The following is a 25,369-nucleotide window of genomic DNA, read 5'->3' on the forward strand; positions in this document are numbered from 1 at the left end:
GTTCATTTCACTTTTAAAGGCGGTTTTTGAAAAGTACATTTAGATAAATTTAAAATAACAAAATATGCTTAAATCCTACAAATTAATAGTCACTCTATGTGTCTTTGTATTTACAACATTTGCAAATGCACAAGATTACGGTAAAATGATCAAAGATCACTTACGCAACAACAAGTCATCACTCGGAATTACAGATCAGGATATTTCTGGTTTGAAGATTACAGATGAGGTTTTCTCACGTAAAAGTAATGTTACTCATGTCTATGCTACTCAAACAGTAAATAACATTGAAGTTTTTAATGGAAATGTTACTGCAGCTTTTAAAGAGGGCACTCTTATTCATCTAGCAAACAATTTGCAAAAAGACATTGCTTCCAAGGCAAATGCAGCATCACCTGTATTAACACCTGTTCAAGCTGTATCTAGTGCAGTAGCTATTTTAGAACTTGGAGCTTCTGATTTTTCTGTAATTCAAATGTTGTCTTCTCAGCAATTTATTCTTTCAAAGGGTAGTGTGTCTTTAGAGGAAATTCCTGTTAAATTAGTATATCAAACTACAGAAGATGATTCCCTTAAACTTGCTTGGGATCTAAGTGTTCATACTATAGATCAAAGCCACTGGTATAGTGTTCGCGTAGATGCTTTAACGGGGGAACTTCTTGAGAAACATGATTGGGTAGTGCGTTGCACATTTGAAAGTCACAATCATCAAACAGTAAAATCCTCTAGTCTAGCTAATATAGGTTTTGGTGTAAATAGGCAAAATGTGACAGCCAATGAATTGCTTACGGGAGAACAATACAATGTATTCCCTATTCCTGTAGAGAGTCCTAATCATGGAGGAAATGAACTAGTTGTTAACCCACAAAATGTAGTTGCTTCTCCTTTTGGATGGCATGATACAAATGGTGTCGAAGGGGCAGAGTTTACCATCACCCGTGGAAACAACGTATATGCTTATGAAGATATGAATCCAGATGATGCTCCGGGGGATTCGCCAGATGGAGGTGCAGAATTGAATTTTGATTTTGAGTACAATTTTAATACAGACCCTGTAAATACGGTAGAGGCCGCTACTACAAACTTATTTTATTGGAATAATGTTTTACATGATATCGCATATCAATATGGTTTTGATGAACAAAGCGGAAATTTTCAAGAAAATAACTACGGTAATGGAGGTGGACAAAGTGATTCTGTAAACGCAGAATCTCAAGAAGGAAATTCGTTTGGAGGTGCTTTTTTTGGTACGCCGCCAGATGGAAATAATCCTAGAATGCGAGTGGGGCTTTTTAATCCTTCTAATGCTCCAGCAGAAATCCTTACTATTAATGGAGGAACCCTCGATGGTGGTTATACGGGGTTGCCAGCTAACTTCGGAGGTCAATTACCAGAAGACACACCTTTGTTAGGAAGTCTTGCGCTTGTTCAAGATGATGATTCAGGGAACTCTACAGATCCATTAGATGGCTGTGATTCTATTGTAAACGGATCAGCGCTTGATGGAAATATTGTTGTTATACGAAGAGGTTCTTGCGACTTTAGCGTAAAAATACTCGCGGCCGAAAATGAAGGCGCTATCGCTGTTATCATGGTGAACAATGTGCCAGGTGCTCCTATAACCATGGCGGCTGGCTCCGTAGGAGATCAAGTGACAATTCCTAGTATTATGGTAAATCAAACAGATGGAGAGGCTATTATCACAGCGCTTCAAGCTGGAGAGAGTATTGATGCTTCTCTACTTAATACGGGTTCTTTTCAAATAGATGGTAGCTTAGATAATGGTGTTGTTGCACATGAATATGCACATGGAATTTCTAATAGATTAACCGGAGGTCCAAATAATGTGGGCTGTTTGCAAAATTTAGAGCAGATGGGAGAAGGTTGGTCTGATTATTTTGGTCTTATGATGACCATGACGGTAGATGATTTTCCAGAAGAAGCAAGAGGTATAGGTACCTATGCCTTTGGACAACCAGCAGATGGCCCTGGTATTAGACCAAGACCTTATAGTACAGACTTTGCAGTAAATGATTTAACCTATGCAGATGTAGCAGATGCTGCTAATATCTCAGAACCACATGGAATTGGAACGATTTGGTCAACAATTTTATGGGATATGACATGGGCATTTATAGATGAGTATGGGTTTGATACAGATTTTTACAATGGTACTGGTGGAAATAATATCGCATTACAATTGGTAATTGATGGGATGAAACTACAATCCTGTAGCCCTGGATTTGTAGATGGAAGAGATGGTATTCTTGCAGCGGTAGCGATAAATACAATGATTCCCGAAAATGAGAAAGATTTTGCAACCTGTACTATTTGGAATGTATTTGCCACACGTGGCGTAGGTTTTAGTGCAGAGCAAGGAAGTTCTAATAACAGATTTGATCAAACAGAGGCGTTTGATATTCCTGGTGATGTAATTGAAAGTTGTGAAGATTTATTGAGCGTAAATGAGAATGACTTAGATACTGTTTTCAGTATATTCCCAAATCCTTCCAATGGAGACATTACAGTACAGGTAGCAGGTACTTTTGGAGAAGGAAACATCCGTATCTATGATATAAACGGAAGGCAAGTATATACGAAGTCTACAACTCTTGAAGGTAGGATCTCTGTAAGTGCAACAGGATTATCTAAGGGAGTTTATATCATGAGTATTAGTAGTGATACAAATAGTTATACTTCTAAGCTTATCATACAATAAACGCAATTTTTATGATATAGAAAAGCTAGTTTTTAGGAACTAGCTTTTTTTATGTCCAAAAGCCAACTTTTTGATGGGTGATGGTATTAGTTTTATGGGTAGTCATCTTTGGTACGCTTTCGCGAAAGCGTATTCATTATAAACTCCTAAGGAGTAAAGAATCATAACTCATATATAGCATAATGCTATTCTATTTTTGATAGAATCAAAAATGTATTGGTATCTCCTAAACTCATTAGTTGGTCTATCAAGTTTTGAAGCTCAAGTTGGTTTTTAAGGACAACTTTTAAATGAATATTTTGACTTCCTGTAATCCTATGTGCTTCTGTTATTTGTGGAAATTTAGTTATTTGTTGGATCACATATTTTAGTTGTCCCTGAAAAACTTTAAGAAGTATAAAAGCTTCAATATCATAGCCTATTTTTTGATTGTCTATTTGTATACTATATTTTTTAATCACCCCAATATCTTCCATTTTTTGGACGCGCTCTCGTACAGCGGAAGGAGATAAATTTATTTTTCTTCCCAAATCTGCAAAAGACAAACGTGCGTTTTCTTTTAAAATTTCTAAAAGTTTTTTATCGATTGAATCTACCATATATTATACGTCTAAAACATTAAAATAAGATTGTTCCGTCTGTTAGTTGATGTTAATGCCAACGAATCAATTTTCACCTGAAATATGCTAATTCTAACTTTATACTATCAAGATTTGTTAAAGTTATAAAAGAAAATAGTAATTTAATTCATTTAATTTATAAATAATGAACACGGCATTTCACTTTGCATTTAAAGTAAAAGATATTGAAAGTACAGTACGGTTTTACCAAGATATATTAGGGTGTAAAAAAGGAAGGTCAACAAAAGATTGGGTAGATTTCAATTTTTTTGGACATCAATTATCAGCACACGTATCAGAAAATAGACCACCACTCGATTTTTGTGGTTTTGTTGAAGACCTTAAAGTTCCTATCCCACATTTTGGATGTGTTTTAGATCCTAAACATTTTGAAATTATCAAAGAACGGCTACAAAAAAATGAGTTAGATTTTATTATAAAACCTCAAAATAGATATGAAGGGCAACACGGCGAACAGCAAACTATGTTTGTACTAGATTTTAGTGATAACTCTTTAGAGTTTAAAAGTTATGTAGACGCTAAGCATGTGTTTGTGGAGAATTAGTATTTTATAGCCTTATTCAATTACTAATTATATTTATATGATTTAAGTAATTATTATTTTATCATTGAAAAATGAAAGAACAACTTCAGGCAGCATTTGGACTAGAAGTAATAGATATCGTAAAACTCAATGGCTACGATAATTCAAATTACCTTGTAAAAAGCAAGCAGGGAACGTTTATTTTTAAAACGTATCTCAATAATACGGAAACTTTTAATGCGGTAGAGGCAGAAAATCTAGTGCTTTTACATCTTCAGTCTTTTACGAAAGCGCTGTTTCCAAAACCTATTCCTTTTAAAGATGCTTCTTATGTAAAGATTCTAAGTGTTCATGGCAAGAACCATATATGTAGGCTTCTATCTTTTCTTGAAGGTTCTTTTTTAGGGGAAGTAGCTCATTCAAAAACCGTATTTCAATCCCTTGGAACTTTTTTGGCCGAATTAGATCTATCTCTTCAAAACTTCTCAAATGATACGATTAAAGCGAGAAGATGGGAATGGGACATAGCGTCTCTTGAATTAAATACAAAATACATACCTGACATCCCAAATGCAACCGATCGGAATCTCGTACACTACTTTTTTCTTCAATACCGAGAAATTGTAAGTCCGTTGTCAGAATCATTACGAAAGCAACTCATTCACAACGATGCCAACGAATGGAATGTCTTGGTTAAAGATGATCAAATCTCTGGGATCATTGATTTTGGAGATGTCGCCTATTCCTACCTTATCAATGAGTTAGCTGTGGCGATTACCTATGCTTGTTATGATAAAGAGAATCCTATACCATGCGCTTGTTTGATTTTAGAAAGCTATCACGATACACTTCCTATTCAAGAAATAGAAGTGTCTGTTTTATATTACCTCATAGCGGCAAGATTGTGCATTAGTGTTTGTAATTCGGCACATGCAAAAAAAGTGAACCCAGATAACACCTATGCGTCAGTTAGTGAGAAAAACGCGTGGAGCATGTTGTATCGCTTATTAGAAATAAATCCTATTTACGCAGAAAATGAATTCAGAAAAGCAATCGGTTTGCCAGTAAAAAAAGTAGACACAACAGCTGTGGTTTTACAAAAACGAAATAAGCATATAAGCACGATTGTATCCTATAGCTATAACGAACCGATATACATGGTCCGATCTGCTTTTCAGTATATGTATGATGCGTATGGGAATACTTTTTTAGATGCGTATAATAATATCCCGCATGTAGGTCATTCACATCCTAAAGTTGTTATGGCAGGTCAACAACTAATGGTCAGACTTAATACCAATACACGCTATTTATACGATGAACTTTCAGCATACGCAGAACGATTGGTGGCTACCTTCCCTAGTTCGCTCAATAAAGTTTTTTTCGTCAATTCAGGAAGTGCTGCCAGTGATCTAGCGATTCGACTAGCAAAGGCCTATACAAACCGAGAAAAGATAATGGTGATGGAATCGGGATATCACGGCAATACCCAAACTTCTATTGATATCAGTGATTATAAATTCAATAACCCAAAAGGGCAGGGGCAAAAAGACTACATTGTCAAAACTACTATTCCCGATACATATAAAGGAAAATATACCCTTCAAATCCAAAATGCAGGGGAACTGTATGCTAAGGAAGCAGTGGTGCAAATCCAACAACACGCACATACGATTGCTGCATTTATTGCAGAGCCTGTGGTGGGATGTGCGGGTCAAATTCCTTTAGCAGCGGGTTATTTAAAACCTGTTTATGAAGCGATACGCGATCAAGGAGGTGTTTGTATTAGTGACGAAGTCCAAACGGGTTTTGGACGTTTAGGAGAACATTTTTGGGGGTATGAAGCACAAAATGTGATTCCAGATATCGTTATTATGGGAAAACCCATTGCCAACGGACATCCGATGGGTGCCGTGATTTGTACAGATCAAATTGCAGCCTCTTTTGAAGAAGGCGTAGAGTTCTTTAGCTCGTTTGGGGGCAATCCTGTTTCTTGTGCTGTTGCTTTATCGGTGTTGGAAGTAATTGAAGAAGAGGGTTTACAAGAAAACGCAAGAAACGTTGGGAACTACTATAAAGAATGCTTAAAAGAACTTCAAAAAAAATATAAATGCATCGGAGATGTGAGAGGCTCGGGATTGTTTCTAGGAATCGAAATTGTGTTAGACGGAACTACAAAACCAAACACAGATTTAGCAACTACCATTAAAAATGAACTACGAGATCGTCATATTCTAATCAGTACAGATGGACCTCACAATAATGTACTGAAAACAAAACCAGCACTCTGTTTTACCAAAGCAAACGTAGATACTGTGGTAGATGCTTTGAGTGAACTATTATTTGAACATTATAATAGTGTTATTTGTTAATGAGACTTTATCATCTATTATAGACTATTTTAAATTCTCATATTTTTTATAAGCACTTAATTAATAGGTGATTATATTTTTTATTTTACTAATATAACCAATGGATGTAATTGAAAAAGTTACATCCATTTTATTTTTATAATTAAAAACTACTTTCAACTAAAATATACTATAAATACCAACGATTTAATTTTAAGAAAATTTTAACAGTATGTAACTTAGTGTAAATCAATTTACTAATCAAAAACTTTATTAAAATGAAAACAAATTCAAAATCAATTTTCTTTTTCATGGCAGGAGCCATGTTATTGTTCTCTAGTTGTGAACGTGACGAAGTTTCTATTGAAGATGATGCAAATCTCGTCACAGAATCTTCATCAGAAGTCATTGACAAATTTGCACCTCAAGAACCTGTAACAGATCAAAAAATACTAGATCTGATTACCAACCTAGAAATCGATTCAGGAGAAGTAACAAAGGGAGACTTTTATTTACCAGATGGAACTGTAGAGGAGCGTATTTATATAGGTCATGATATTGTTATTACCGAAGCGGAATTAAAAGCGATGCAATTTATAGATGATCAAAGTCGTCAGTACCGTACTTTTAATCTTGTAACAGGTAATAATCGCACTATTGACATTTTAGGCTATGTCAATAATGATCAATTTTCACTTAATAATAATGAAAGAACCGCTTTACAGTGGGCGGTTGATAATTATAATAGATTAAGTGGTGTTTCATTACAATTTAATTTAACCTTCGGGTCAAATTTAAATGCGGCAGATATGGTAGTATATGATAATACAGCGAACAGACCTGGTCAATCTGGCGGGGTAGCTGGATTTCCAAATAGTTCGGGGCAGCCATTCAAATGGGTAGAAATCTATGGTATAGGATCGGCACCATTAAACACTATTGAGCACGTCATCGTCCATGAAATAGGGCATTCAGTAGGTTTTAGACATACAGACTTCTTTAATAGAATTAGTTGTCCTGCTAATTTACAAGGAAATGAAGGTGCAGGATCTGATGGAGCTGTTCATATTGGAGGGACCCCAACAGGAAATGATTTTACCTCTATAATGAATGCGTGCGTTAGAGCAGGAACAGATGGAGAATTCAACAGTAATGATATTACGGCACTTAGAAATATTTATTAAAACGGTTTAGAGAATTTTTAATTTCCCAAAATTAAATGAGAACGCTTCCTGATATCAGGAAGCGTTCTTTTTGATACTTTTTTAAAAAGATATTCTTATACCATTTACCAATTGAATTTACTGTAATAAAACACCCTTTTTTGCTTTCTATTTCACAAGAAAAAAGAAACCGTAGCTTAGGCTATGCTTTAGTTTTCTTTCTCATATAAAGAAAAAAATCATCGTTTTCTTTTCCAGTAAATTCAATTAATAACTGGTATTATTCTTTTATGAGCTTAAATGTACCCACGTTAGTATTTGAAGAAACCTGCATAATGTAAGCACCTGTGGTTAAGTGTGAAATATCAATTGTTGATGCTGTTGCATTTACAAAATACGTAGCAACTTTTTGACCTACAAGATTAAATATAGTAATGTCTTGAATGGCTGTCTCTGCATTAATACGTACTTCATTTTGAGCGGGATTTGGAAAGAATTCAAAAGACGAAAGCATACGATCATCTACGCTAAGAACCTCACAACTCCCAAAATAAAATTGAGTAACAAGTTCTACAATTACACCTTGTAGGTTTTCTAATTCAATACTTACAATAGCCTCTTCTGAAACGATTCCCACAAAAAAGGCGGTAGAACCTACATCAAAAGTAACCGTTTCGATGAGACCTGTCTCACCAAAAACTCTCGCATCAATAGGGCCGCCATCACCTAGTGGCGAATACAAATCAAAACCCACACTAGTCACAGGCGAATCTCCAGTAAAATTGATGATCGTAAATGCTGTAAAAACATCAGCACCTACCCCTGGATCATCAACTCCAAATGTTGTAGATTCATTAAAGAATACCATATTTCCCCCAGAGTCAGCTAAACTATTAGTAAACACAACACCTTCTTGTATTTCTCCTTCAAGAAAACAATTATCACCAGATGCGTCAATAATAGGACTGCAAGCTTCTACAGAGTCATTGGGACCGCCCGTAAAACCTGCAAAATCTTCAAGAGTTAAGAATTCTCCATTACCACAGTTTTCTAAAAATGTTGCTCTTGTTGAAAAGAGCGTAATGTTTTGAGCTTGCGCTCTTGAAGTATTAATGTTTGAAATTTCAGACCGTACAGATTCAATAGAAAATGACTGTTCATTCATACCTGAATTTACATACTCTGATACTTTGGTAGGATTTTGTCCAAATGCAGCGACCGTGCACAAGGAAGTAATAAGCATAATTTTTTTCATGTTTGTAGTTTTAATTGTTTGTTGATACGGCAATGACACATCATCCAAGTCCTATTCATTTATAAAATAGGTCCTTTTTCATATATGATAAAAGGTAATTATGTATGATATCGAGACGCTAAGCCTAGGAATTAGCATCTTAAAAATCAATGGCATATTCTTACGTAAAACTAGAGAGAAGAAGGGATGTTATAAAAGTGTTTTTTTTATGTTATGCGCTTTTTAAAGTTGAAAAGAGTTTATTTTATAATCATAGGAGTTGATTCAGCGAAATTGTGTGATTGTCTTTACTATTTCTTTTAAAAGGTATTATAAAATAACTGTATTTAGAATAAAGCTTATATGGCTATGAACAGAAGATTCACATAAACCTAATGAAAATAAGTTGATGCCACTATGCATATATGATTTGATTCTCTCAGGGTACGCTTTCGCGAAAGCAAACCCAACCAGATTCCCTATAGAAATAGAATGCCTTTTTACTTTTTTAGATAGATATGAGCTGATTTTTTAAACATGCCGTAGTGAAATATTTATCACCGTAAATATTTTTATAGCTTTCTTATTTATAGTAGCTTAGAGGTGTTTAAATTAATGTAAATATTTCCGTCAAAAAATTACACTATGGAATTAGAAGAGATAAAAAAATCAATAAAACAGTGGGATACCTCAAGAATTGAGTATGCTGTGATGCAAAAGCTATTCAGTTCAAAAAACTGCTTTACGTTTACGCTATCTGATGTTGGAATATTAGATAATGAAGAATGTATTCATGCCTATTTATCAGTGACAAGAGAGGGCACATCTGATGTTTTGACGATGTTACTCATAGCTTCTAGTAATGATAAAAAAGAGCAGACAGACATCCATAAATATGTGACAAAATGTGAAATCATTTCTGAAGCTATTCCTAAAAAGGATATCGTAGATCCTCAGGAAGCAAAACTACGTATTGGGAATTGGGAAAACCATTGTGAAACTTGGTTAAAATCACGACTAGATCAAAAAGAAGAACTCCATCAAGTGTTTGTCATTCCTAAAAGATATTTGCAAAATGATAGAACCTACACCGCATTTTTTGCTCTAAAAGATGCGTTAGGAATTCCTAATACAACAAATTCACTAGTAGGAGATATGATTATATGGGATAAAACAAATAACACAATTACGTATCCAAATCATGAGGATACTTCGGATACGTTTTATAATACGATTCATTTAATTCCTCCTTTTACACAAAGAGAACCCAAAGAACAATTCTATTTATTAGAACTAGCTAATGCTACTTACGATTAAGTTTTGGTTAGATATACTAACCCTTCTTTCTCCTATAACTTCCTTCATAGGTATTTGTTTAGGAATTTACATTTATAAAACCCTGAAGATAAGTGACAGATGTATTTTATTGTACTTTATTCTAGCATTTGTAATGTATTTGCTTAGTAGATACTTAGGAAGTATTGTTAATAATAACCTTATTCTTATACCCATTTTTGGCTTCTTTGAATTGTTACTATTTTCTATGATATACCATCAGTTTTTATTTAAAAATAGTAACCGAGTATTTCAAATTATTATTGGGGTCTTATTAGTATTTATTATAATAGACATTGCTACTTGCAATCCTTTTGAACCTGAAAATTTTAAATCCTATGGTAGAGTTATAGATAGTTTAGCACTGATCTTTATAAGCTTATATTATTACTTGAAAGTAATTAAAAATGAGGTTCAAAGAGATGAAAGAAAACTGGTGTTTAATGGTGTGGTTTTGTTATTCTTTTTACTGAATAGTATGTGGTTTTTAATTGTAAATTTTCTTGTGAATACTCCTAATAAAATAATGTTTCCAATATGGCTGATTAATGCAATTGCGATGCCATTATTTTATTCATATTTAGTCTATTATCTATGGCACAATGGCAAGATTCAGAAACGCTAGTTTTCTGGATAACAATCGTTTTTTGTATCGTTCTATTCTTAGGAGTGGCTATCGTGGTGTTTGTACAACTACATATCAAACGAATGATCATAGCACAAGAGAAATTAAGTGCCGAAAAAATAAAGCATCAGGAAGAGTTATTGGATTCAAGCGTCAAAGTTCAAGAGCGTGAACGCGAACGAATCGCCTCCGATCTTCACGACGAACTCATAGGGAAATTGAATACCGTATTGCTCGCATCTGCATCAAAAAGCACCGAAGTTGACACACTAAAAATACTCAGAGATAGTATTGATACCGCACGTAGGATTTCGCATGATCTTTCGCCTCCTTTGGTAGAAGAAACCCTTATAGCCGAATGGATTCGGGATATGGCGTCACCACTCAGGGAGTTTTACACAGTGACGTTAACGATCACACAAGAACCGTCTCTTTTAGTGCCAAAAGAGGTAAAATTACAATTGATACGTATTGTACAAGAAGTGATTAATAATTGCATCAAATATGCCGAGGCGACTCAAATGGAATTTACGCTACGCGAAACCAAAAAATACATCGCCTTAAAAATCACAGATAACGGAATCGGTTTTGAAACCACAAAAATATCAGGAGGGCTTGGGTTACAAAATATTGAACTTAGAATGCAACTCCTAAAAGGTACCTACAAACTCACTTCTTCAAATGAGAGAGGAACAAGCTTACGACTCCTCATAAAACGACCCGTCTTATGAATACTACCCATTTTAATCTCGCCATTGTCGATGACGATCAACTTGTGGTCGAATTATTAAAAAACTTCTTTCAAGAAAAAGCTAAAATACATGTTGGAATTACAGCTCATAATGGATTTGATTTTTTAGAAGCTCTACAACAAACCAACACGATTCCTGACCTAGTACTCCTTGATTTACGAATGGATAAAATGAATGGGATTGATACCATGGCAGTGCTCGAAAAAGAGTTCCCCTCTATAAAAGTGGTGGTTTTATCCTCTCACTATAAAAGGTCCTTTATGGGATTTATGCTCAAGTCGGGTGCCAATGCTTTCCTACCCAAAGGCATCGCTCCCGATACTCTTCTAGAAGTATTACACGAAGTGCATGCCAAAGGGCATTATTTCTTGCCAGAGCAGATAGATGTAATCAAAGAACAGCTCTCTAGCAATACCCCAAAATTAACCATAGGGTCTGAAGGCCTACTCTCCGAAAGAGAATTGGAAGTCTTAAAATTAATCTGTCTTCAACTCACGGCAAAAGAAATAGGAGAGCGCCTTTTTATCACCCAACGCACCGTAGAGGGACATAAAAACCGAATTCTTTTAAAGACAGGCGTTAAGAATACCGCAGGGTTAGTCCTCTACAGCGTACAACACCACCTTATCGATCCTAAAGAATACTTTCTAGGATAATGCGTTAATTTTTAAGTTTATAAATTCTTTTTTTAGGTTAGGTGTAATTACTCTAATGGTCAAATGAGGTAAATGCATCCTATGTTTTACTCCTGAAATCCTCTTGCTTTGTTATTAATTAGTAACTAAAACTTTTTTAAAAATGAGCAGAGCAATTAAAGAATCAAAATGGATCACCAGAAAAACGCACAGAAGTGTCGTGTATGCTTCAATTGTAAAGCGACTTTATAACTGATCTAGTAGTTCACTAAAAAAATATTAGGTTTCAAAATCTCTTACTATCCTTATAGGGAACTAGTTTTTTAGAATTACACCAAAGTATAATAAGGCTAAAATTCACTTTTAGCATATCTCATCTTTAACATAAATACCTCATTATCTTATGACTATTTCAGATCAAAAGTATGATTTGGGCGGATTTAATATGGTTGTTTCCGTCAGACAATTAACACTTAACAGTCAATTCTCAGCTTTACATCGTAGAATCCCAAAACCAACCAAAGACATTGATATAAAGGACGGAAATTATGGGTTGAAGGCTTCTCTATTACCCCATAAAATTCAGCTATTGGCTGAAGAAGAACAAAAAAAACAAAGAGCCTATATTGGTGTTAATTTTAAAGTAAATAAGTTTGTTGGAGAAGACCATACCTACGAAAATATAACACCCTCTAATTGGGAAATTCTTTATCTCACCACATTAGTCCAGAAAGAAATCCAGGAAGCGGATTGGTCACCAGAATCTTGTCATCTTGAAGACTCCATAAAAGCCCATATTGGAGAACTTAGTAAATGGGAAGAACTACAAATTAAAAAGCTTTACTTCACTTTTACAAAAGACAGACTAAGTGAACTTGCTGATCTTAGTATGAGTTCCCTTCCGGGAAATATGACTCAGCGTGATAAAAGTATTCTCCTTGAGTTGTTAGATACGTACTACAAGACAACAGGACTCATGGAGACTCAAAACATCCTAGCCTTGAGTCCTCAGGTTCCAGAAAATTATCAGTACAGCAACCCAGAGCATATGTTTTGGGGAAGTAAGCTGCATCATTCGCTTACCTATAACAGAGAACGCCCTCAGGATAGTTTACTCAATTTTATGGCGATGTCTTTACACCAGCCAGCTCCAGCAGAAGAAGTTCTCAGAGATGATAATGACCCGCGCGGAAAACTGTATTACACACCAAATTTCAATGGCACAGATCATCCAAATGATGCAGGAGGAATCCTCCGGTATTCTCAGTCCCATTTTATCATGAAGGGCTTTATTGATTCCTTGAATTATATCATCCGGTTACAAAATGGAAGTCATCCTACCCAATGGGATTTTAAACAAATAGCTCCAGGAAAATGGGGAACTTCATTTCATACCGAAGTAAGAAAAGGAATATTACAAAGTGGACTCCCGTACTCTTTCTCAACGGTCAATGCATACACATTTGATGTAATTGATTTTAAACATCCTAAACATGGGCATTGTGTAAAAGTAGATATCAATGGTTCTATTATTCGTCATGCGACAGCAAGACGTTATCCAGCACAATCTAATATGAAAGCTAAACTCGTCTTGTATCTAACAATTCATGATGGTCGTCATTTCTTTTTTTATGATGATCCTGAATTTTCACGTAATAAACATGCATGGCCTGAGATTTCCAATGAAAGCGATTATCAAGCTTATATCCGTTTCGCAGACAAACAGACAACACCCGAAGGAGAGCATTTTGGACAAATATCACGGTTTTTCTTATTGAATCATGGCCCTGAACGTACCATTTTTGATCCGAAACATTGGCGCAATCGTGCTACCCCTGTGTTTTTTCCTACCAGTAATGATTTTCGTTTATCAACTCCTAGCATGATGTATTACCGTTCATTTAATAATCTCAGAACCTATTTTAATTATAACAGCTAAGTATATACATACGAAGCTGCTATTTAGAATATATACGCTTTCGCGAAAGCGTACTAAAAATATTGAAAATCAATAACAAGTACTATTAGTCATGATTTTCTTAAGTCTAGATGACAATAACTAAAAACAGATGTAAAATGGAAATTTATAAAACTCACATACACGATCACCTATTTAGCATTCCTGCTAGAATCGACGGTGTAAATGACCAACTCAATATTACAGTAAACTCAGACTTAATGAAGCAATACAGCCCTGGTGCACACCCAGAACCTATTGCTAGAAAAAATCTGAGAACTATTAAAGACTCAGAAGGCTTTCCAATGGTTTTTTTCTTAAATGATAAGAACCAATTAGAGCTTGCTTATAAACGATCCTCCTTCGAGCGAGGGAAGGAAGAATGGGATATAATAACCATTGACAATCAATTATTTGATACCTATTTTTCAGGCAGGGAAGATCTTAGTATTACTACTTTTGAAGTGAGCCAGACCAAGTCAGGACATTTCAAACTACTTCTAGAAATTTACGAAAAAGAGAAAGATATAAGTCATTTATTGACATCAGGTTCTATCTCTAATAAGATAGATGAAGGCTTTTTAGAGCGCATAAATAGGTTTGAAAGCCGTGGATTTCTTTCAGGAAAAGCCCAGAAAATTCTAGTAGGAACTGCAGCACTCAACCTAGATAACGGAGATAGTTATGAGTCCCTTGAAGTAGTTTGCACACTTCATCAGGGAGATTTAAAGTATTATTTCTGGAAGTCAGCAGGTTTAGGTACTCCTGAAGCTAAATGGTATGAATTTACCTTAACGACTACAGGAGCTAACCTTAAAGCGATTGTTCCCATGCAAAGTATTGATGGGTACGGCGTATATGTTTTAGTTGAGCGAGACAATATTGAGACATTAAGTCTTAATGTTTTAGTAGATGTAGATGGAGGGATGCAAACCATACGTCGGGAATTAATTAAGCCTCCAGGTGGAATTGGCTCTATGGATTCCGCACTGTCAAATGATGATGAGCATACCGACCTTTACCTTGGAGGTAACGGACTTTGGGTACATAAAGCCGAAAGTTTAGGGAAAAGCATTGCAGCTACAAATCAGCCCATCCGTCTTACTAAAGAAAATGAACTCAAAGGTATTCAACAACTTTTTACGGTTAGTGACCATAAGGAAGTAACTTTACTGACGCTTACTCAGGAAGGTATTCTCTATCGATTACGTCGTGAGCTGGATATAGATACATTAAATACTTATATCGCAAACCCTGAGTATCTCAGCCCAGTGCCTATTCATAAAGATCTTAAAGAATTTCATCCCACGCTCGGTTGGGATGGGCACGGAGAATCATTAATTCTTATTGACAGAGAAAATAAAATGTCTCGTTTTGAGCACAGTACAAGCGGATGGCATGAAAAGAATATTCCAATTCCCAACGAGAAGACAATAATCAATGAAGTCAATTCTTCAACAACACAGATCAATATTCACAGGCAAAATGGTCAAGCGTTCAATAGTGAGAAGCATAATGAGTTTGTTCGCCCTAGTTTCACCTTACGATGTGAAGAGTCAATAGAAGTGCTTATAAACGGAAAACATGAGCGTTTACTTCCTCACAAGGATACCTTAGTATATCCAGATATGAATGGTAAAATTACTATTGTAAATCAGACGGGTACGCCAAGTATTCCAAAATTAATCCTAACAAGTTCTTATTTTGAAGATATTCTAAATGTGAATCCTTCCACAAAATTACACAACAAATTACATTCTTATAACAATGAAGAAGATTTAGAACGTGATTTGGTAGATCAGAATACACAAGAGAGTCTCATTCCAGAAACACATAAGCAGAACATAGGACCTGTTTTTGAAGCCACAGCAAATATTCAACAAATTGATTTAGCAATGATGCTAGATCGTGGCGAATTGACTCAATTTACAGGCGATATTCATCCTGTAGATACTTGGCGATTATGTATAGCGAATGGTCAAGCAAGTTATATAGAAGGTGATGAAGCACTAGCAGATATCTATGGAAACTGGTTTTGGGATGCATTAAACTCTGTAGCTTCTGATGCACTTCGATGGGCTGAAAAAGCAATATCCGATACTATTTGTTTTATTGTTAAAAATATAGAAGGCGTTTGGCATTTTGCAATAAAAATCGGAGAAGAAATGTTTCGTTTTGTGGTAAAAACAGCTGCCCAAATCTATCAAGCATTTAAAACCATTTTAAAACAAGGGTTAGGTATTGATCTAGATGCTATTTTTAAATGGATAGGTTTTCTTTTTAGCTGGAAGGATGTGATAACCACTTATGGTGTATATTCTAATATAACATATCAAAGTTTTAAACAGGGAGAACATAGAGTACAGGAGTTAAAAGAGGGAGCAGAAACATTGATTGAGAATATTCGTGGCGAGATCAAAAAATCCTTTGGAAAATTAGAAGCAGATTCAGATTTAAAACACAACATTGACAATCACCAAAAAAATGGACGACAGCATGAACGTCCTGAGGCTGCCAAGGCAACAAGCATGACACATACAAGCCCAGGAGGAAATTTTGGTCTATTTCAATTACAAAATGGAGGTTTGATTAAACAGAATAATGATACAGGAGTACTCATTGCGCCTACTCTTAATTTAGATGTGGATACATTTTTAGAGGAGATCAAACAGAAATTAACTGAAGCGGAAATTGATTGGGAACAACACTTTAAAGATTTAGAGGGGTGGATAGAAGGAGTAATCAATGACTTGGTACATATTATAAACAATGTTCAAAGCATGTTCCAAGGCAGGACGGCAAACCCTGCTAATTTGTATAAAAATATTGAGGGTTTGCTAGATAAATTAGCAAGTGGTGGAAAGGCAATTGTAGGTGTTTTGTTTGATATCGTAGGAGAAATCTTTAAAATATTTGAGCGAATTCTATTTGAAGAAATGATCCCAAATTCCTATATAAGTGGGTTATTTGATTTGATAATTCAATTAGGGGGCGGAGAGAATTTACCTGTCCAAAGTAGAAGATTAAACTTAGTAAATTTCTTCATGTTAGTCATGGCGATTCCTACGACGTTGGTATTTAAAATGGTAACAAATCGCGTTCCTTTTTCAGACACAGGTGGTATGGAACATCTTGAAAGAGAAGCACTTTTCAAATCCTTAGAAGGAGGAAAAATGCCGATGAGGGTTTATAAAGATCTATCACACATGAAAGGAATTACAAATGGTATTTTAAATGTGTTAGAAAGCCCTCTTACCATCGTAAGTGCACTATCTGGAGGTGCTATACCACCGTATTTGAATTTACCAATAGACCTGATCAGAATTGGTTGTAATACACCTTATGGTACTCCTATGGTGACGAAATATGGAGCATGGGTAGTACACTGGATTACACTCGGGGGGAATATATATGGAGTCCTAAGCCCAGGACCTTCAGGAAAAATTTCAAGTATACTTAAGTTTATCGTAAAGATCACCACGATGTTGTACGGCGGGTACACATATGTAGATAATCTTGTTGCTATTGCCCATTCGGATTTTAAAGACAAGGAAAATATCGATAAGCATATTGTAAATAATTTGTGGGAATTATTTTCTAAGTCAACATCAACCATTGGAGGTTGTGCATTAAACATAGCCACCTTTGATGATGAGCCTGAATCAAAAGCTGCCATAATGATCCTAGGAGTAAGCTTTAATGCTGTATCTGATAGTAGTGAATTGTGCCGCGCAGGAACCATGGCCTATTTGGATGTAGCTCCTTTAGATATCGTTAGAAAATAGTATTGTATAACCAAAAAATAAATAGAATATGAGTACAGAACAAAATATTACCGAAGTAAACGAAGTACGAAAAGTGTGTAGCTATAAAATATACACCCAAGATGGTAAATTTACTGAGATGGCCTCAGGAAAAATCACGTTACTAATTGATTATGGGGGAGGTTCAGATGGAAGAACCCCTATAACAGGATTGGGTATGACTATGGAAGGAAGTTCAGAAACAGATCAAGTATTAATCCCTTCTGGTTTCGAATCTAGTAGAGGTGGTGTGATTATGCACGTACGTCTTAAAGGAAATGGAACTGCGGTGAATGGTATTTTAGGAAGATTGACTCGTCCATTATATAGGAGCACAAGATTGATTCTGTCTGGAGAGTACAGATATGTGGGGAGTCCATTTAAGGATGTACTTCCTCCTCCTAATAATCCTCATGATTTTGATTATTACTTCATCTTATTGCGGGAGGAGGATGCTGATGGTCTTGATGATACAGCGCCTATCTCTTGCTATTTTGACGAAAAATTATAAAAGTGTCCCTAAAATAGGATTCACAGAGAGATTGTCTGAAAAGACAGTCTCTTTTTGTGTTTTTAACCTCTTGTTGTGCAGTGGGATTCTTTCTTTATACGCTCCTGCCTGCCGGCAAGGCAGGTTCGCGAAACTTGTGCTGAGCGTAGTCGAAGTAGCGGACCCATCAAAATACCTTTAGGGTTTACAATGAAAGGTCATCCCTTCCCTCACAAAGCCTGTAAAGGCACTAAGCGCGGTAACGATCATTTTAGGCATGTTTGTGGTATCATCCCATTCGAATAGGTGACCATATTCATTTACGAAATCAACAAAAGAGCCACTTGGATCTTTTTCTCCATTTGGACCATACAAATGAAAATCGAAGGCGGCTTGATCTTTATACATTTCTACAAAGAGAATATCATTAGGGTTTGGTGTAGGATTACTGTATCCTTTGGTATTAATAGATTGCGGAATATAAAGAAGCGTGTCTGGCTCCAAAGCTTCTACTTTTGAAGCAAGGATTTTTAATGCGGATATTGCTTCACTTTCTTTTCCTTTTCGGATGGTCCAAATAGCTGTTACTGAAATCATATTTTTTATTTTTTAGGGATTAAAAGTCAGATTAGTGCGGTCATCTTGGATGAAGTCAAAAACTATTAACTAATTGTAATTTACGTACAAACAAACTATTTTAGATGTTTGCTAGCTCAACTTTATTAATCTACATATTCAAAACTTGGTCCTGCACCAAGTCCGTTGATACCAGGAATTTTCATAAGTTCCTGCGCTTTGTATTTTAAGTCAAACATGATTACAATCCCTTCACGTAAGACTTCCGGTTTCCCGTTGCAACCAGTATTGATATTTTCTAGTAGGCGGGTGTATGTTTTATTAAAGTCATACATTTTTTGATACACTTCGGTGTCTTTTGGATAATCTTTCATTTTAGGATTATCATTGATGATGTACACCTCATTCCAGTCGATGTTAATTTTTTCTCCTGTAGGAAGTCCTTTGTTTGGGCTATCTCTATGGGCAGAATCTGTGGGTTTATAAAACCTGCCGTGTAGTACTTCTTTAAATCTAAAGTAATGTGCGTATTCTTCAACATCGGCACCAAACCAGAGGTATTCTTCTTTTCCTTCTTTGTACGGTTCGGCAAAAATAGACCCGAAGCTTCCTTCGCCTTGGTCTACAATCTCATCAATAACCGCACGGGCATCTTCTATATTTTTTACATTGATGATACTTCCGCCAGCACCGTAATAATGCTCTGGGGTTACTTGGGGTGTTTTTCCGTTAAAAATGGTCTTTCCTTTCTGTTGTGCTTCTGCTTCTAGGGTTTCTATTTGTTCCATTACCGCTTCGTAGAAAGCACCTATAGAGGCATATTCGGTTTTCCCATCATTAACTCTGAGTTGCACTTTGACTTCACGTTCTTCATCTCCAGGATGTTCTATTTTACAAAAAACACCTACTTGTTTTTTTGTGAGGGATGTTAGATTTATGATAAGATCTTTATCCACATTGCCTGGAAGATGCGTCGGGTAGGTAGGGATAAAGGGTTTTCCTTTTGTTTTTCCAATAATTGGTGTCCCACCAACTGAATTAATTAAATTGGCCACCATGACCATGTGTAACATTTCTTCAATAACCACACTTTTTACGATTTCTGCTGCCATTAGGTTTTTACCTTCTTTGATAGAGTATAAGGCGCACAAGTACGGAGGAATGGTAGAATGCTCTAACTCCATAGCTGTTTGGAGGTTGGCTTTTAAATCTTCTAGAGAACCTTTATGTTTTGGAGCTATTGCTAGGGCACCGCGTAACATTGTTTTTGAGATTTTTTTATTTTTTTCCTCTTGTTGTTGTATGTGCTTAAGACGACTATTGAGTTTTTGTCGTCTTGATCCGCTATTATTGGTGTATGAATTACTCATAATTATTTTTTATCTAAGTGTTTAAGAATGGCTTCTGCGGCTTTAAATGTAAGGGCAGACATGGTGAGGGTAGGGTTAGAAGTACCTAGGGTGGGCATATTCCCGCAACCTATTAAATATAAGTTGTCGTGATCCCATGTTCGTTGATCAGGATTTACGACAGAATTCTCGGGTTTTGTTCCCATTCTGTGAGTTCCTACGATATGTCCAGCGCCCCAGAAATTATAGCCTTTTCCGTTATATTCTACATAATCAGGATCTAATTCTTGACTGTAATGCGTGTAGTCTTCTACATTGGCTTCTTTAAAGATTTGATCAGATACCTTGACAGCCGCTTCTAGTGACTTGTTCATATACTCATTGGTATGGTAATGTACAATAGGACGGTAGTTACCAATAGGATCTTTATACGCTTCATCGATCGTAACTCTATTTTCAGGACACGGAATTTGCTCACACTCAAAATGCAGTAATAATTGTCTTGTTAGTACATCGTTGAGGTGATTTTTTAATTCTTTCCCTAGCATATTTTTGCTAAGCGCAGCACTTACGTCTGTTCCCGGAGAGAATACGGGCCATGCCCATCCCCAGTTATCGACAGGAGAAATCCACGCCGCATGGTTTTTTCTAAATTCCCCATCTCTAAATGTGGGAATATTGGTGGTTGATCCGGGTCCTCTATACGGATATGCTTTTTTAGGAAGTAATCCCCAAGTAAGCAATACCCAATGATCCATAAGATTACGCCCCACTTGATCACTTGAATTTGCAATGCCAGAGGCGAGTAATATTTTTGCATTTTCGATGGCGCTGGCACCGAGCACGTATATTTTTCCTTTAGCTACATGGGTATTGTACACGACATCATTTCCTGTATCAAAGGTTTTATACTCAATACCCGTGACTTTTTGTGTTGTATAGTCTACCAATACTTTTGAGGCGACAGCTTGTGTTCTGATGTCTAAATATTCACCTACAGCTTTCTTTAAGGTTTTGAGTGCATTGTATTTGGCTTGCACTGGACAAATAGGTACACAACTTGCATTTCCTTCACAACGTAATCCTACATTAGGGCTCCAAATAGCCCCTGACTGTTGGTATTTTTCTGTAGGCGTACTTTTTTCTAGCACAAGTTCTTGGCGTTTTTCATCCCATCGGATCCCTCTATATGGATATTCTTGACACGGAATAGAATTACGACCTTGGGGAGTGCTTACAAATTCTATTGTATATTTTTTCCCGTCTAGTTTGACAACAGAATCCCCTCCTTTTTTCATTTCTTTCATAAAGACTTCATCAAGGTAGCTCTGTGGTATTTTTTTCATGGGGAACTCATAATCTCCATAGTAGTTTTTTGTTACCCCAGGGCCTTTTTGCTCTTTGACATTTCCCGAAACGCCAATTTCGAGTTCGGCCATTTCGTAATAGGGTTTAAGGTCATCATACCCAAAAGGCCAATCGACGCCAACACCATATTTCTTTTTCATTTGAAAATCATTTGGGAGCATTCTGGGGGTGGTGCCTAGCCAGTGCATCGTAGTTCCCCCTGGGCCTCGCCAGTTATCACTTCCAAAAGGGAGCGGTCCTGCTTGGACAAGATAGTCGCCTTTGGTGGCAGGTTCTGTCGGGCTTGGAATGGCTTCAATATTGATCACATCAATAGAGGGGGCATCTTTTAAATTGGGGTAGGGGGAGTTGGGGACTTTCGCGGAAGCGTTAAAAAACGTCTCCAAATAAGTCATATAGTTGTAATAAGAGCCGTTACTTTTCATCGAAGCTCCAGCGGTAAGTCCTGCTTCTAGTATCAAGACACTTTTTCCTGCCTGTGTGAGTGTTTTTGCCATAATCGATCCAGAAATTCCCGATCCTACAATGACAACATCATATTCTTTTTCTTTCATATCGATTATTTTATAGTGCCTTTGGCGTTAATAGGAGGTATAGCCCAGGATCCGTATCCAGGTTGTTTTGCCCCTGGTGGATGCGTTTCTGCGGCATCCCAAACGAGGCCTTGAACATAGGCTTGTCCTTGGGTATAGCCGTTTATCGAAATGATATTTCCATTCCATTCCCCCATGTACCACATCGTGACAATTTGAGTGACGAGGGTATTAAATTTTGAGTAGGGTAAAAAGCGATCTTTAACGGCTTTAATCACGGCATTTTCATCTGGAGCGAATTCGTCCATGATTTTTTTGGACGCTAGTAAAAAGGATCGTAAGGTGTTGCCATCATTGGCATTTAGATACTGTTGTAAGGTGTATTCATAGTAAGGTTCAAGCATTCCTGTGCCGAGCAAGTCTGCTTTTTCAAACCCTGTGAGATAGGCCGAAATTTCTAGTAGAATCTCTGACCCATGGATGTCTTCTTTCATAATAGGTTGATTATGAAATGAAAGTACAGGTTTTAGGAGTGTATTTTATACGTATTTATACGGGGATTTTAATGAAAAAGGGAATGCTATTGGGTACGCTTTCAAGGAGCATAGTGAGGCAGAAGTTTATGCTGAGCGTAGCCGAAGTACGAAAGCGTATCATCAAATACTTTCCAAGAATAGATGCTTCTTGTCTTGGGTTACGAACTTTTCTTGACATACTTGGTGACAATCACCACTTGCTGTCCGTTGATTTTTCCTTCAATATGCTCGGCATTGTCATGAACCAATGAAATATTACGCATAAAAGCACCTCGTTTAGCAGTAAAATTAGCGCCTTTTACATCTAGATCTTTAATAAGAACCACACTATCTCCTTGGGAAAGTCGAGTGCCATTGACGTCTTTATGGATAATGGAATTCTCATCTTCTACGATATGATCTCCTGTAGCTTTTGCCCATTCTAAAACCTCTTCTTCTAGATACATCATGTCTAGTAAATCTTGTGGCCAACCTTCTTTTTTGAGGGTATGTAACATACGCCAAGCAACTACTTTTACAGCATCGACTTCGCTCCACATACTATCATTGAGGCATCTCCAATGGTTGGCATCTCTAGTTTCTGGGTCTTGTAATTGAGACATACAGTTTGTACATATAAGGATTTCTTCTTCTCTTGGAATGACGGTATATGCCTGTAATCCTTCATCACTGCTACATAATTCGCAGACCGTGCTTCTTTTTTGTAATTCTCTTAAACTGCTCATGGGTATGCTTTGGTTGTTCTTAGGTTGTTCTAAGCGCGAAGAAACAAAAAAATGAGGGTATTTTATAGGTTTAGTGTGTTATTTAAAGTGAATGGGTATGCTATTTTAATGGAAGTGCTAAAATAACCTGATATAATGATTTCGCTTTCTTACATTGACCTTTATTTATAAACCTTTATTTTAAATCATCAATCAATGCTTTGACAGTTTTCATGAGTTTATCAGCTGTGTCTAAGTCGCTTTGATTGGTGATTATAGAAATTCCTAGGTTGTATTTGGGAAGGACAAAGAACCAATTCTGACTTCCAAAAGCGCCTCCATGCATGCTGTAATATGTACCGTATGCTTCACTATGTCGAATGGGTAAGTAATATCCCATTTTCCGATTTCCATTTTCATAAAGAACCCTGTGAGACTCTTGAACGGTTGTATGGGTTGTATCTAAATGAAATTCTAAATAATTCACAAGGTCTGGCATGGTGGTTTTTACACCGCCATCTGCTCCATATATGAAAACTTCATGAGGAACTATTTTACCGCTCATTCCGTAGCCATTTACCAAATCCTTTTGTTTATGTGTTGGTAGATGGATGTACGTATTTTGCATAGCTGCATTGGACTGGAAATAGTCTTTCAATAGGTCATTAAATGACTTTTTGTAGACATTCTCTAATATTTCTGCCATGAGCTCTGTATCTACGTTAGAATAGGCGTACTTCTCTCCAGGGATTGTATCTATTTCAATAGCGTGTAGGTCCTGAAAGAAGTCTTTTTTACTGTAACTCTTTTGAATCTCATATACCTTAAAAGGTAACTCTTCATTAAAATCACTGAATAAGGCATTGATACTTTCGGGTAAGAATTTGGACATGCTACTGGTATGCGTTATTAAGTGTTTAATTTTAATTGGATTTTGTTCGTGTTCAAAATTTTTAAAATCTTCTTTTAGGTACTTCCGAATATCATCTTCAAGGCTCAGTTTTCCTTCTAAAACGGCATTTGCGACAAGAATGCCAGTGAATGTTTTACTCACCGATGCTATTTCATAGATACTCTTATCTGTTGGTGGATTTCCTTTTCCTTTGTCTAATTCTCCATAGTGAGCACTGTATTTTTCCCCGTCTTTATAAATGCCTATGGAGACCGCATTTATTTTGGGATCTAAAAGAAGCGAATCCGCATGTTTGGTCATGGAAACGAGTACGGGGTCAACAGCTTTTTTTTCTGGGTTTTTACAACTTAACAAAAGGATGAGACAACTTAAGAAAGAGATAATGAATTTCATATAATGAATGTGTTGGTTACTTTCTAAGGACGAGTACTTTTTTGGGATGTTGCTGATCTATGTGTTTTTTATGAAATAGAGTGACAGGTGTAGTTGTGAAAGAGTGTTGTATACGTCTACGGGAAATTTTTAAAATCAATTGTTTTAAAAACTTCGGGAGATGTGGTAGCATGCGTTGTTTTTATCAGAGTATGAAGGTGAGTACAGGTCAGCGTTTTCATGGGTTGGTTTGATGATTTTTAGTTGAAGAGAAAAGATTCTTCATCTTCTTCTTTTTTATTTTATGACTCACAATAAAAAGAATTCCTACAATAATAAATGGGATTGTAATCATGAGAATAATTATAAGACTCATCCATACAGATTGGTTCATGTTATAATTATGTATAAAAATAATTGGACTAAACCCAAGTCCAATCAACATAAATATGATACCACCAATAAATTCTCGTTTCCAGGCAATGATCAGAAAAACGATCAATACAAATGACGGAATGAGATGCATAAGAAAATCACCAATCTGTTGCCAGATTATTTTTTCAGGATTAAAGGCATCCAGTGCGAAAACACTGATAAACAGGATCGCTAGCATGCATATAATTCTTGGCAGCCAGTGGATTATTTTAATACTTACTTTCATCTTATTAATTTTAATTACCTATGTAAGTTTTGAGGAAACTTCTTTTTTGTAATAAGTCCTCATTTTTACTTTTTATCGTTCTTTCGTTTACTGTGTTCCTAAAACCTGCTCATGACGTTTAGTGCATGG

The 25,369-nt window shown here is 36.2% G+C and carries 19 protein-coding genes; 10 read left to right on the top strand and 9 right to left on the bottom strand.

Annotated features, from left to right (window positions below; genetic code table 11):
* Nucleotides 1–64 precede the first annotated feature (64 nt).
* A complete protein-coding gene (locus ACFO3O_RS11065) occupies nt 65–2,719 on the top strand; it encodes a T9SS-dependent M36 family metallopeptidase (protein WP_379978718.1) in 2,655 nt (884 codons plus the stop codon).
* 185 nt (nt 2,720–2,904) lie between these two features.
* Here the strand turns inward: ACFO3O_RS11065 and ACFO3O_RS11070 are convergent, their stop codons facing one another.
* On the bottom strand, nt 2,905–3,318 hold the full coding sequence (locus ACFO3O_RS11070) for an Lrp/AsnC family transcriptional regulator (protein WP_379978720.1): 414 nt from the start codon (nt 3,316–3,318) through the stop codon (nt 2,905–2,907).
* Nucleotides 3,319–3,484: 166 nt separating this feature from the next.
* On the opposite strand from ACFO3O_RS11070, the gene ACFO3O_RS11075 reads away from it, so the two are divergent.
* The 3 genes from ACFO3O_RS11075 (at nt 3,485) to ACFO3O_RS11085 (ending at nt 7,418) form a co-directional block, all read left to right on the top strand.
* Nucleotides 3,485–3,904 carry a VOC family protein gene (locus tag ACFO3O_RS11075; RefSeq protein ID WP_379978722.1) on the top strand — a complete coding sequence of 140 codons (420 nt, stop codon included), beginning with the start codon at nt 3,485–3,487 and terminating at the stop codon, nt 3,902–3,904.
* Between the two features lie 71 nt (nt 3,905–3,975).
* A complete protein-coding gene (locus tag ACFO3O_RS11080; RefSeq protein WP_379978724.1) occupies nt 3,976–6,255 on the top strand; it encodes an aminotransferase class III-fold pyridoxal phosphate-dependent enzyme in 2,280 nt (759 codons plus the stop codon).
* 257 nt (nt 6,256–6,512) lie between these two features.
* Complete coding sequence (locus tag ACFO3O_RS11085) at nt 6,513–7,418, top strand: M57 family metalloprotease (protein WP_379978726.1); 906 nt, start codon at nt 6,513–6,515, stop codon at nt 7,416–7,418.
* A gap of 259 nt (nt 7,419–7,677) precedes the next feature.
* Here the strand turns inward: ACFO3O_RS11085 and ACFO3O_RS11090 are convergent, their stop codons facing one another.
* Nucleotides 7,678–8,652: a T9SS type A sorting domain-containing protein gene (locus ACFO3O_RS11090; RefSeq protein WP_379978728.1), complete on the bottom strand. Its 975-nt coding sequence runs from the start codon at nt 8,650–8,652 to the stop codon at nt 7,678–7,680.
* Between the two features lie 624 nt (nt 8,653–9,276).
* Between ACFO3O_RS11090 and ACFO3O_RS11095 the strand changes: the two genes are divergently transcribed.
* The 6 genes from ACFO3O_RS11095 to ACFO3O_RS11120 all read left to right on the top strand — a co-directional run bounded on the left by ACFO3O_RS11095 (nt 9,277) and on the right by ACFO3O_RS11120 (nt 18,249).
* Nucleotides 9,277–9,948: a hypothetical protein gene (locus ACFO3O_RS11095; protein ID WP_379978730.1), complete on the top strand. Its 672-nt coding sequence runs from the start codon at nt 9,277–9,279 to the stop codon at nt 9,946–9,948.
* 612 nt (nt 9,949–10,560) lie between these two features.
* The gene (locus ACFO3O_RS11100; RefSeq protein WP_379978732.1) at nt 10,561–11,322 is read left to right on the top strand and encodes a sensor histidine kinase; all 762 of its coding nucleotides are present in this window, start codon (nt 10,561–10,563) and stop codon (nt 11,320–11,322) included.
* Nucleotides 11,319–11,999: a response regulator gene (locus ACFO3O_RS11105; RefSeq protein WP_379978734.1), complete on the top strand. Its 681-nt coding sequence runs from the start codon at nt 11,319–11,321 to the stop codon at nt 11,997–11,999. Before ACFO3O_RS11100 ends, ACFO3O_RS11105 begins: the two co-directional genes overlap by 4 nt.
* 382 nt (nt 12,000–12,381) lie before the next feature.
* Nucleotides 12,382–13,917, top strand: a complete 1,536-nt coding sequence (locus ACFO3O_RS11110; RefSeq protein ID WP_379978736.1) for a hypothetical protein — start codon at nt 12,382–12,384, stop codon at nt 13,915–13,917.
* A gap of 137 nt (nt 13,918–14,054) precedes the next feature.
* Entirely contained in the window at nt 14,055–17,720 is a 3,666-nt protein-coding gene (locus ACFO3O_RS11115) for a hypothetical protein (RefSeq protein ID WP_379978738.1), read from the top strand.
* Nucleotides 17,721–17,748: 28 nt separating this feature from the next.
* Nucleotides 17,749–18,249, top strand: a complete 501-nt coding sequence (locus tag ACFO3O_RS11120) for a hypothetical protein (RefSeq protein ID WP_379978740.1) — start codon at nt 17,749–17,751, stop codon at nt 18,247–18,249.
* Nucleotides 18,250–18,426: 177 nt separating this feature from the next.
* Here ACFO3O_RS11120 and ACFO3O_RS11125 read toward each other — a convergent pair whose 3' ends face one another.
* The 7 genes from ACFO3O_RS11125 to ACFO3O_RS11155 all read right to left on the bottom strand — a co-directional run bounded on the left by ACFO3O_RS11125 (nt 18,427) and on the right by ACFO3O_RS11155 (nt 25,240).
* Entirely contained in the window at nt 18,427–18,825 is a 399-nt protein-coding gene (locus ACFO3O_RS11125; RefSeq protein ID WP_379978742.1) for a putative quinol monooxygenase, read from the bottom strand.
* 125 nt (nt 18,826–18,950) lie between these two features.
* Nucleotides 18,951–20,174, bottom strand: coding sequence for a ferritin-like domain-containing protein (locus tag ACFO3O_RS11130; protein ID WP_379978744.1), 1,224 nt, complete (start codon nt 20,172–20,174; stop codon nt 18,951–18,953).
* A 2-nt stretch (nt 20,175–20,176) separates the two neighbouring features.
* Nucleotides 20,177–22,075 (bottom strand): GMC family oxidoreductase, encoded by a 1,899-nt coding sequence (locus tag ACFO3O_RS11135; RefSeq protein WP_379978746.1) that lies wholly within the window; start codon nt 22,073–22,075, stop codon nt 20,177–20,179.
* A 5-nt stretch (nt 22,076–22,080) separates the two neighbouring features.
* Entirely contained in the window at nt 22,081–22,548 is a 468-nt protein-coding gene (locus ACFO3O_RS11140; RefSeq protein WP_379978747.1) for a hypothetical protein, read from the bottom strand.
* 200 nt (nt 22,549–22,748) lie between these two features.
* Nucleotides 22,749–23,315, bottom strand: a complete 567-nt coding sequence (locus ACFO3O_RS11145; RefSeq protein WP_379978749.1) for a PhnA domain-containing protein — start codon at nt 23,313–23,315, stop codon at nt 22,749–22,751.
* A gap of 175 nt (nt 23,316–23,490) precedes the next feature.
* Nucleotides 23,491–24,600 (bottom strand): serine hydrolase domain-containing protein, encoded by a 1,110-nt coding sequence (locus ACFO3O_RS11150; RefSeq protein WP_379978751.1) that lies wholly within the window; start codon nt 24,598–24,600, stop codon nt 23,491–23,493.
* Between the two features lie 217 nt (nt 24,601–24,817).
* Nucleotides 24,818–25,240: a DUF7670 domain-containing protein gene (locus ACFO3O_RS11155; RefSeq protein WP_379978753.1), complete on the bottom strand. Its 423-nt coding sequence runs from the start codon at nt 25,238–25,240 to the stop codon at nt 24,818–24,820.
* Between the last annotated feature and the right edge of the window lie 129 nt (nt 25,241–25,369).

It is taken from the genome of Dokdonia ponticola (assembly GCF_042653865.1).
GTDB classification, from domain to species: domain Bacteria; phylum Bacteroidota; class Bacteroidia; order Flavobacteriales; family Flavobacteriaceae; genus Dokdonia; species Dokdonia ponticola.

What these genes read in the sequence shown, in the direction of transcription:
- ACFO3O_RS11075 (WP_379978722.1), top strand. Translation starts at nt 3,485, where the DNA reads ATGAACACGGCATTTCACTTTGCATTTAAAGTAAAAGATATTGAAAGT.
- ACFO3O_RS11110 (WP_379978736.1), top strand. Translation starts at nt 12,382, where the DNA reads ATGACTATTTCAGATCAAAAGTATGATTTGGGCGGATTTAATATGGTT.
- ACFO3O_RS11065 (WP_379978718.1), top strand. Translation starts at nt 65, where the DNA reads ATGCTTAAATCCTACAAATTAATAGTCACTCTATGTGTCTTTGTATTT.
- ACFO3O_RS11155 (WP_379978753.1), bottom strand. Translation starts at nt 25,240, where the DNA reads ATGAAAGTAAGTATTAAAATAATCCACTGGCTGCCAAGAATTATATGC.
- ACFO3O_RS11095 (WP_379978730.1), top strand. Translation starts at nt 9,277, where the DNA reads ATGGAATTAGAAGAGATAAAAAAATCAATAAAACAGTGGGATACCTCA.
- ACFO3O_RS11080 (WP_379978724.1), top strand. Translation starts at nt 3,976, where the DNA reads ATGAAAGAACAACTTCAGGCAGCATTTGGACTAGAAGTAATAGATATC.
- ACFO3O_RS11115 (WP_379978738.1), top strand. Translation starts at nt 14,055, where the DNA reads ATGGAAATTTATAAAACTCACATACACGATCACCTATTTAGCATTCCT.
- ACFO3O_RS11105 (WP_379978734.1), top strand. Translation starts at nt 11,319, where the DNA reads ATGAATACTACCCATTTTAATCTCGCCATTGTCGATGACGATCAACTT.
- ACFO3O_RS11090 (WP_379978728.1), bottom strand. Translation starts at nt 8,652, where the DNA reads ATGAAAAAAATTATGCTTATTACTTCCTTGTGCACGGTCGCTGCATTT.
- ACFO3O_RS11130 (WP_379978744.1), bottom strand. Translation starts at nt 20,174, where the DNA reads ATGAGTAATTCATACACCAATAATAGCGGATCAAGACGACAAAAACTC.
- ACFO3O_RS11085 (WP_379978726.1), top strand. Translation starts at nt 6,513, where the DNA reads ATGAAAACAAATTCAAAATCAATTTTCTTTTTCATGGCAGGAGCCATG.
- ACFO3O_RS11150 (WP_379978751.1), bottom strand. Translation starts at nt 24,600, where the DNA reads ATGAAATTCATTATCTCTTTCTTAAGTTGTCTCATCCTTTTGTTAAGT.
- ACFO3O_RS11125 (WP_379978742.1), bottom strand. Translation starts at nt 18,825, where the DNA reads ATGATTTCAGTAACAGCTATTTGGACCATCCGAAAAGGAAAAGAAAGT.
- ACFO3O_RS11100 (WP_379978732.1), top strand. Translation starts at nt 10,561, where the DNA reads ATGGCACAATGGCAAGATTCAGAAACGCTAGTTTTCTGGATAACAATC.
- ACFO3O_RS11140 (WP_379978747.1), bottom strand. Translation starts at nt 22,548, where the DNA reads ATGAAAGAAGACATCCATGGGTCAGAGATTCTACTAGAAATTTCGGCC.
- ACFO3O_RS11070 (WP_379978720.1), bottom strand. Translation starts at nt 3,318, where the DNA reads ATGGTAGATTCAATCGATAAAAAACTTTTAGAAATTTTAAAAGAAAAC.
- ACFO3O_RS11120 (WP_379978740.1), top strand. Translation starts at nt 17,749, where the DNA reads ATGAGTACAGAACAAAATATTACCGAAGTAAACGAAGTACGAAAAGTG.
- ACFO3O_RS11145 (WP_379978749.1), bottom strand. Translation starts at nt 23,315, where the DNA reads ATGAGCAGTTTAAGAGAATTACAAAAAAGAAGCACGGTCTGCGAATTA.
- ACFO3O_RS11135 (WP_379978746.1), bottom strand. Translation starts at nt 22,075, where the DNA reads ATGAAAGAAAAAGAATATGATGTTGTCATTGTAGGATCGGGAATTTCT.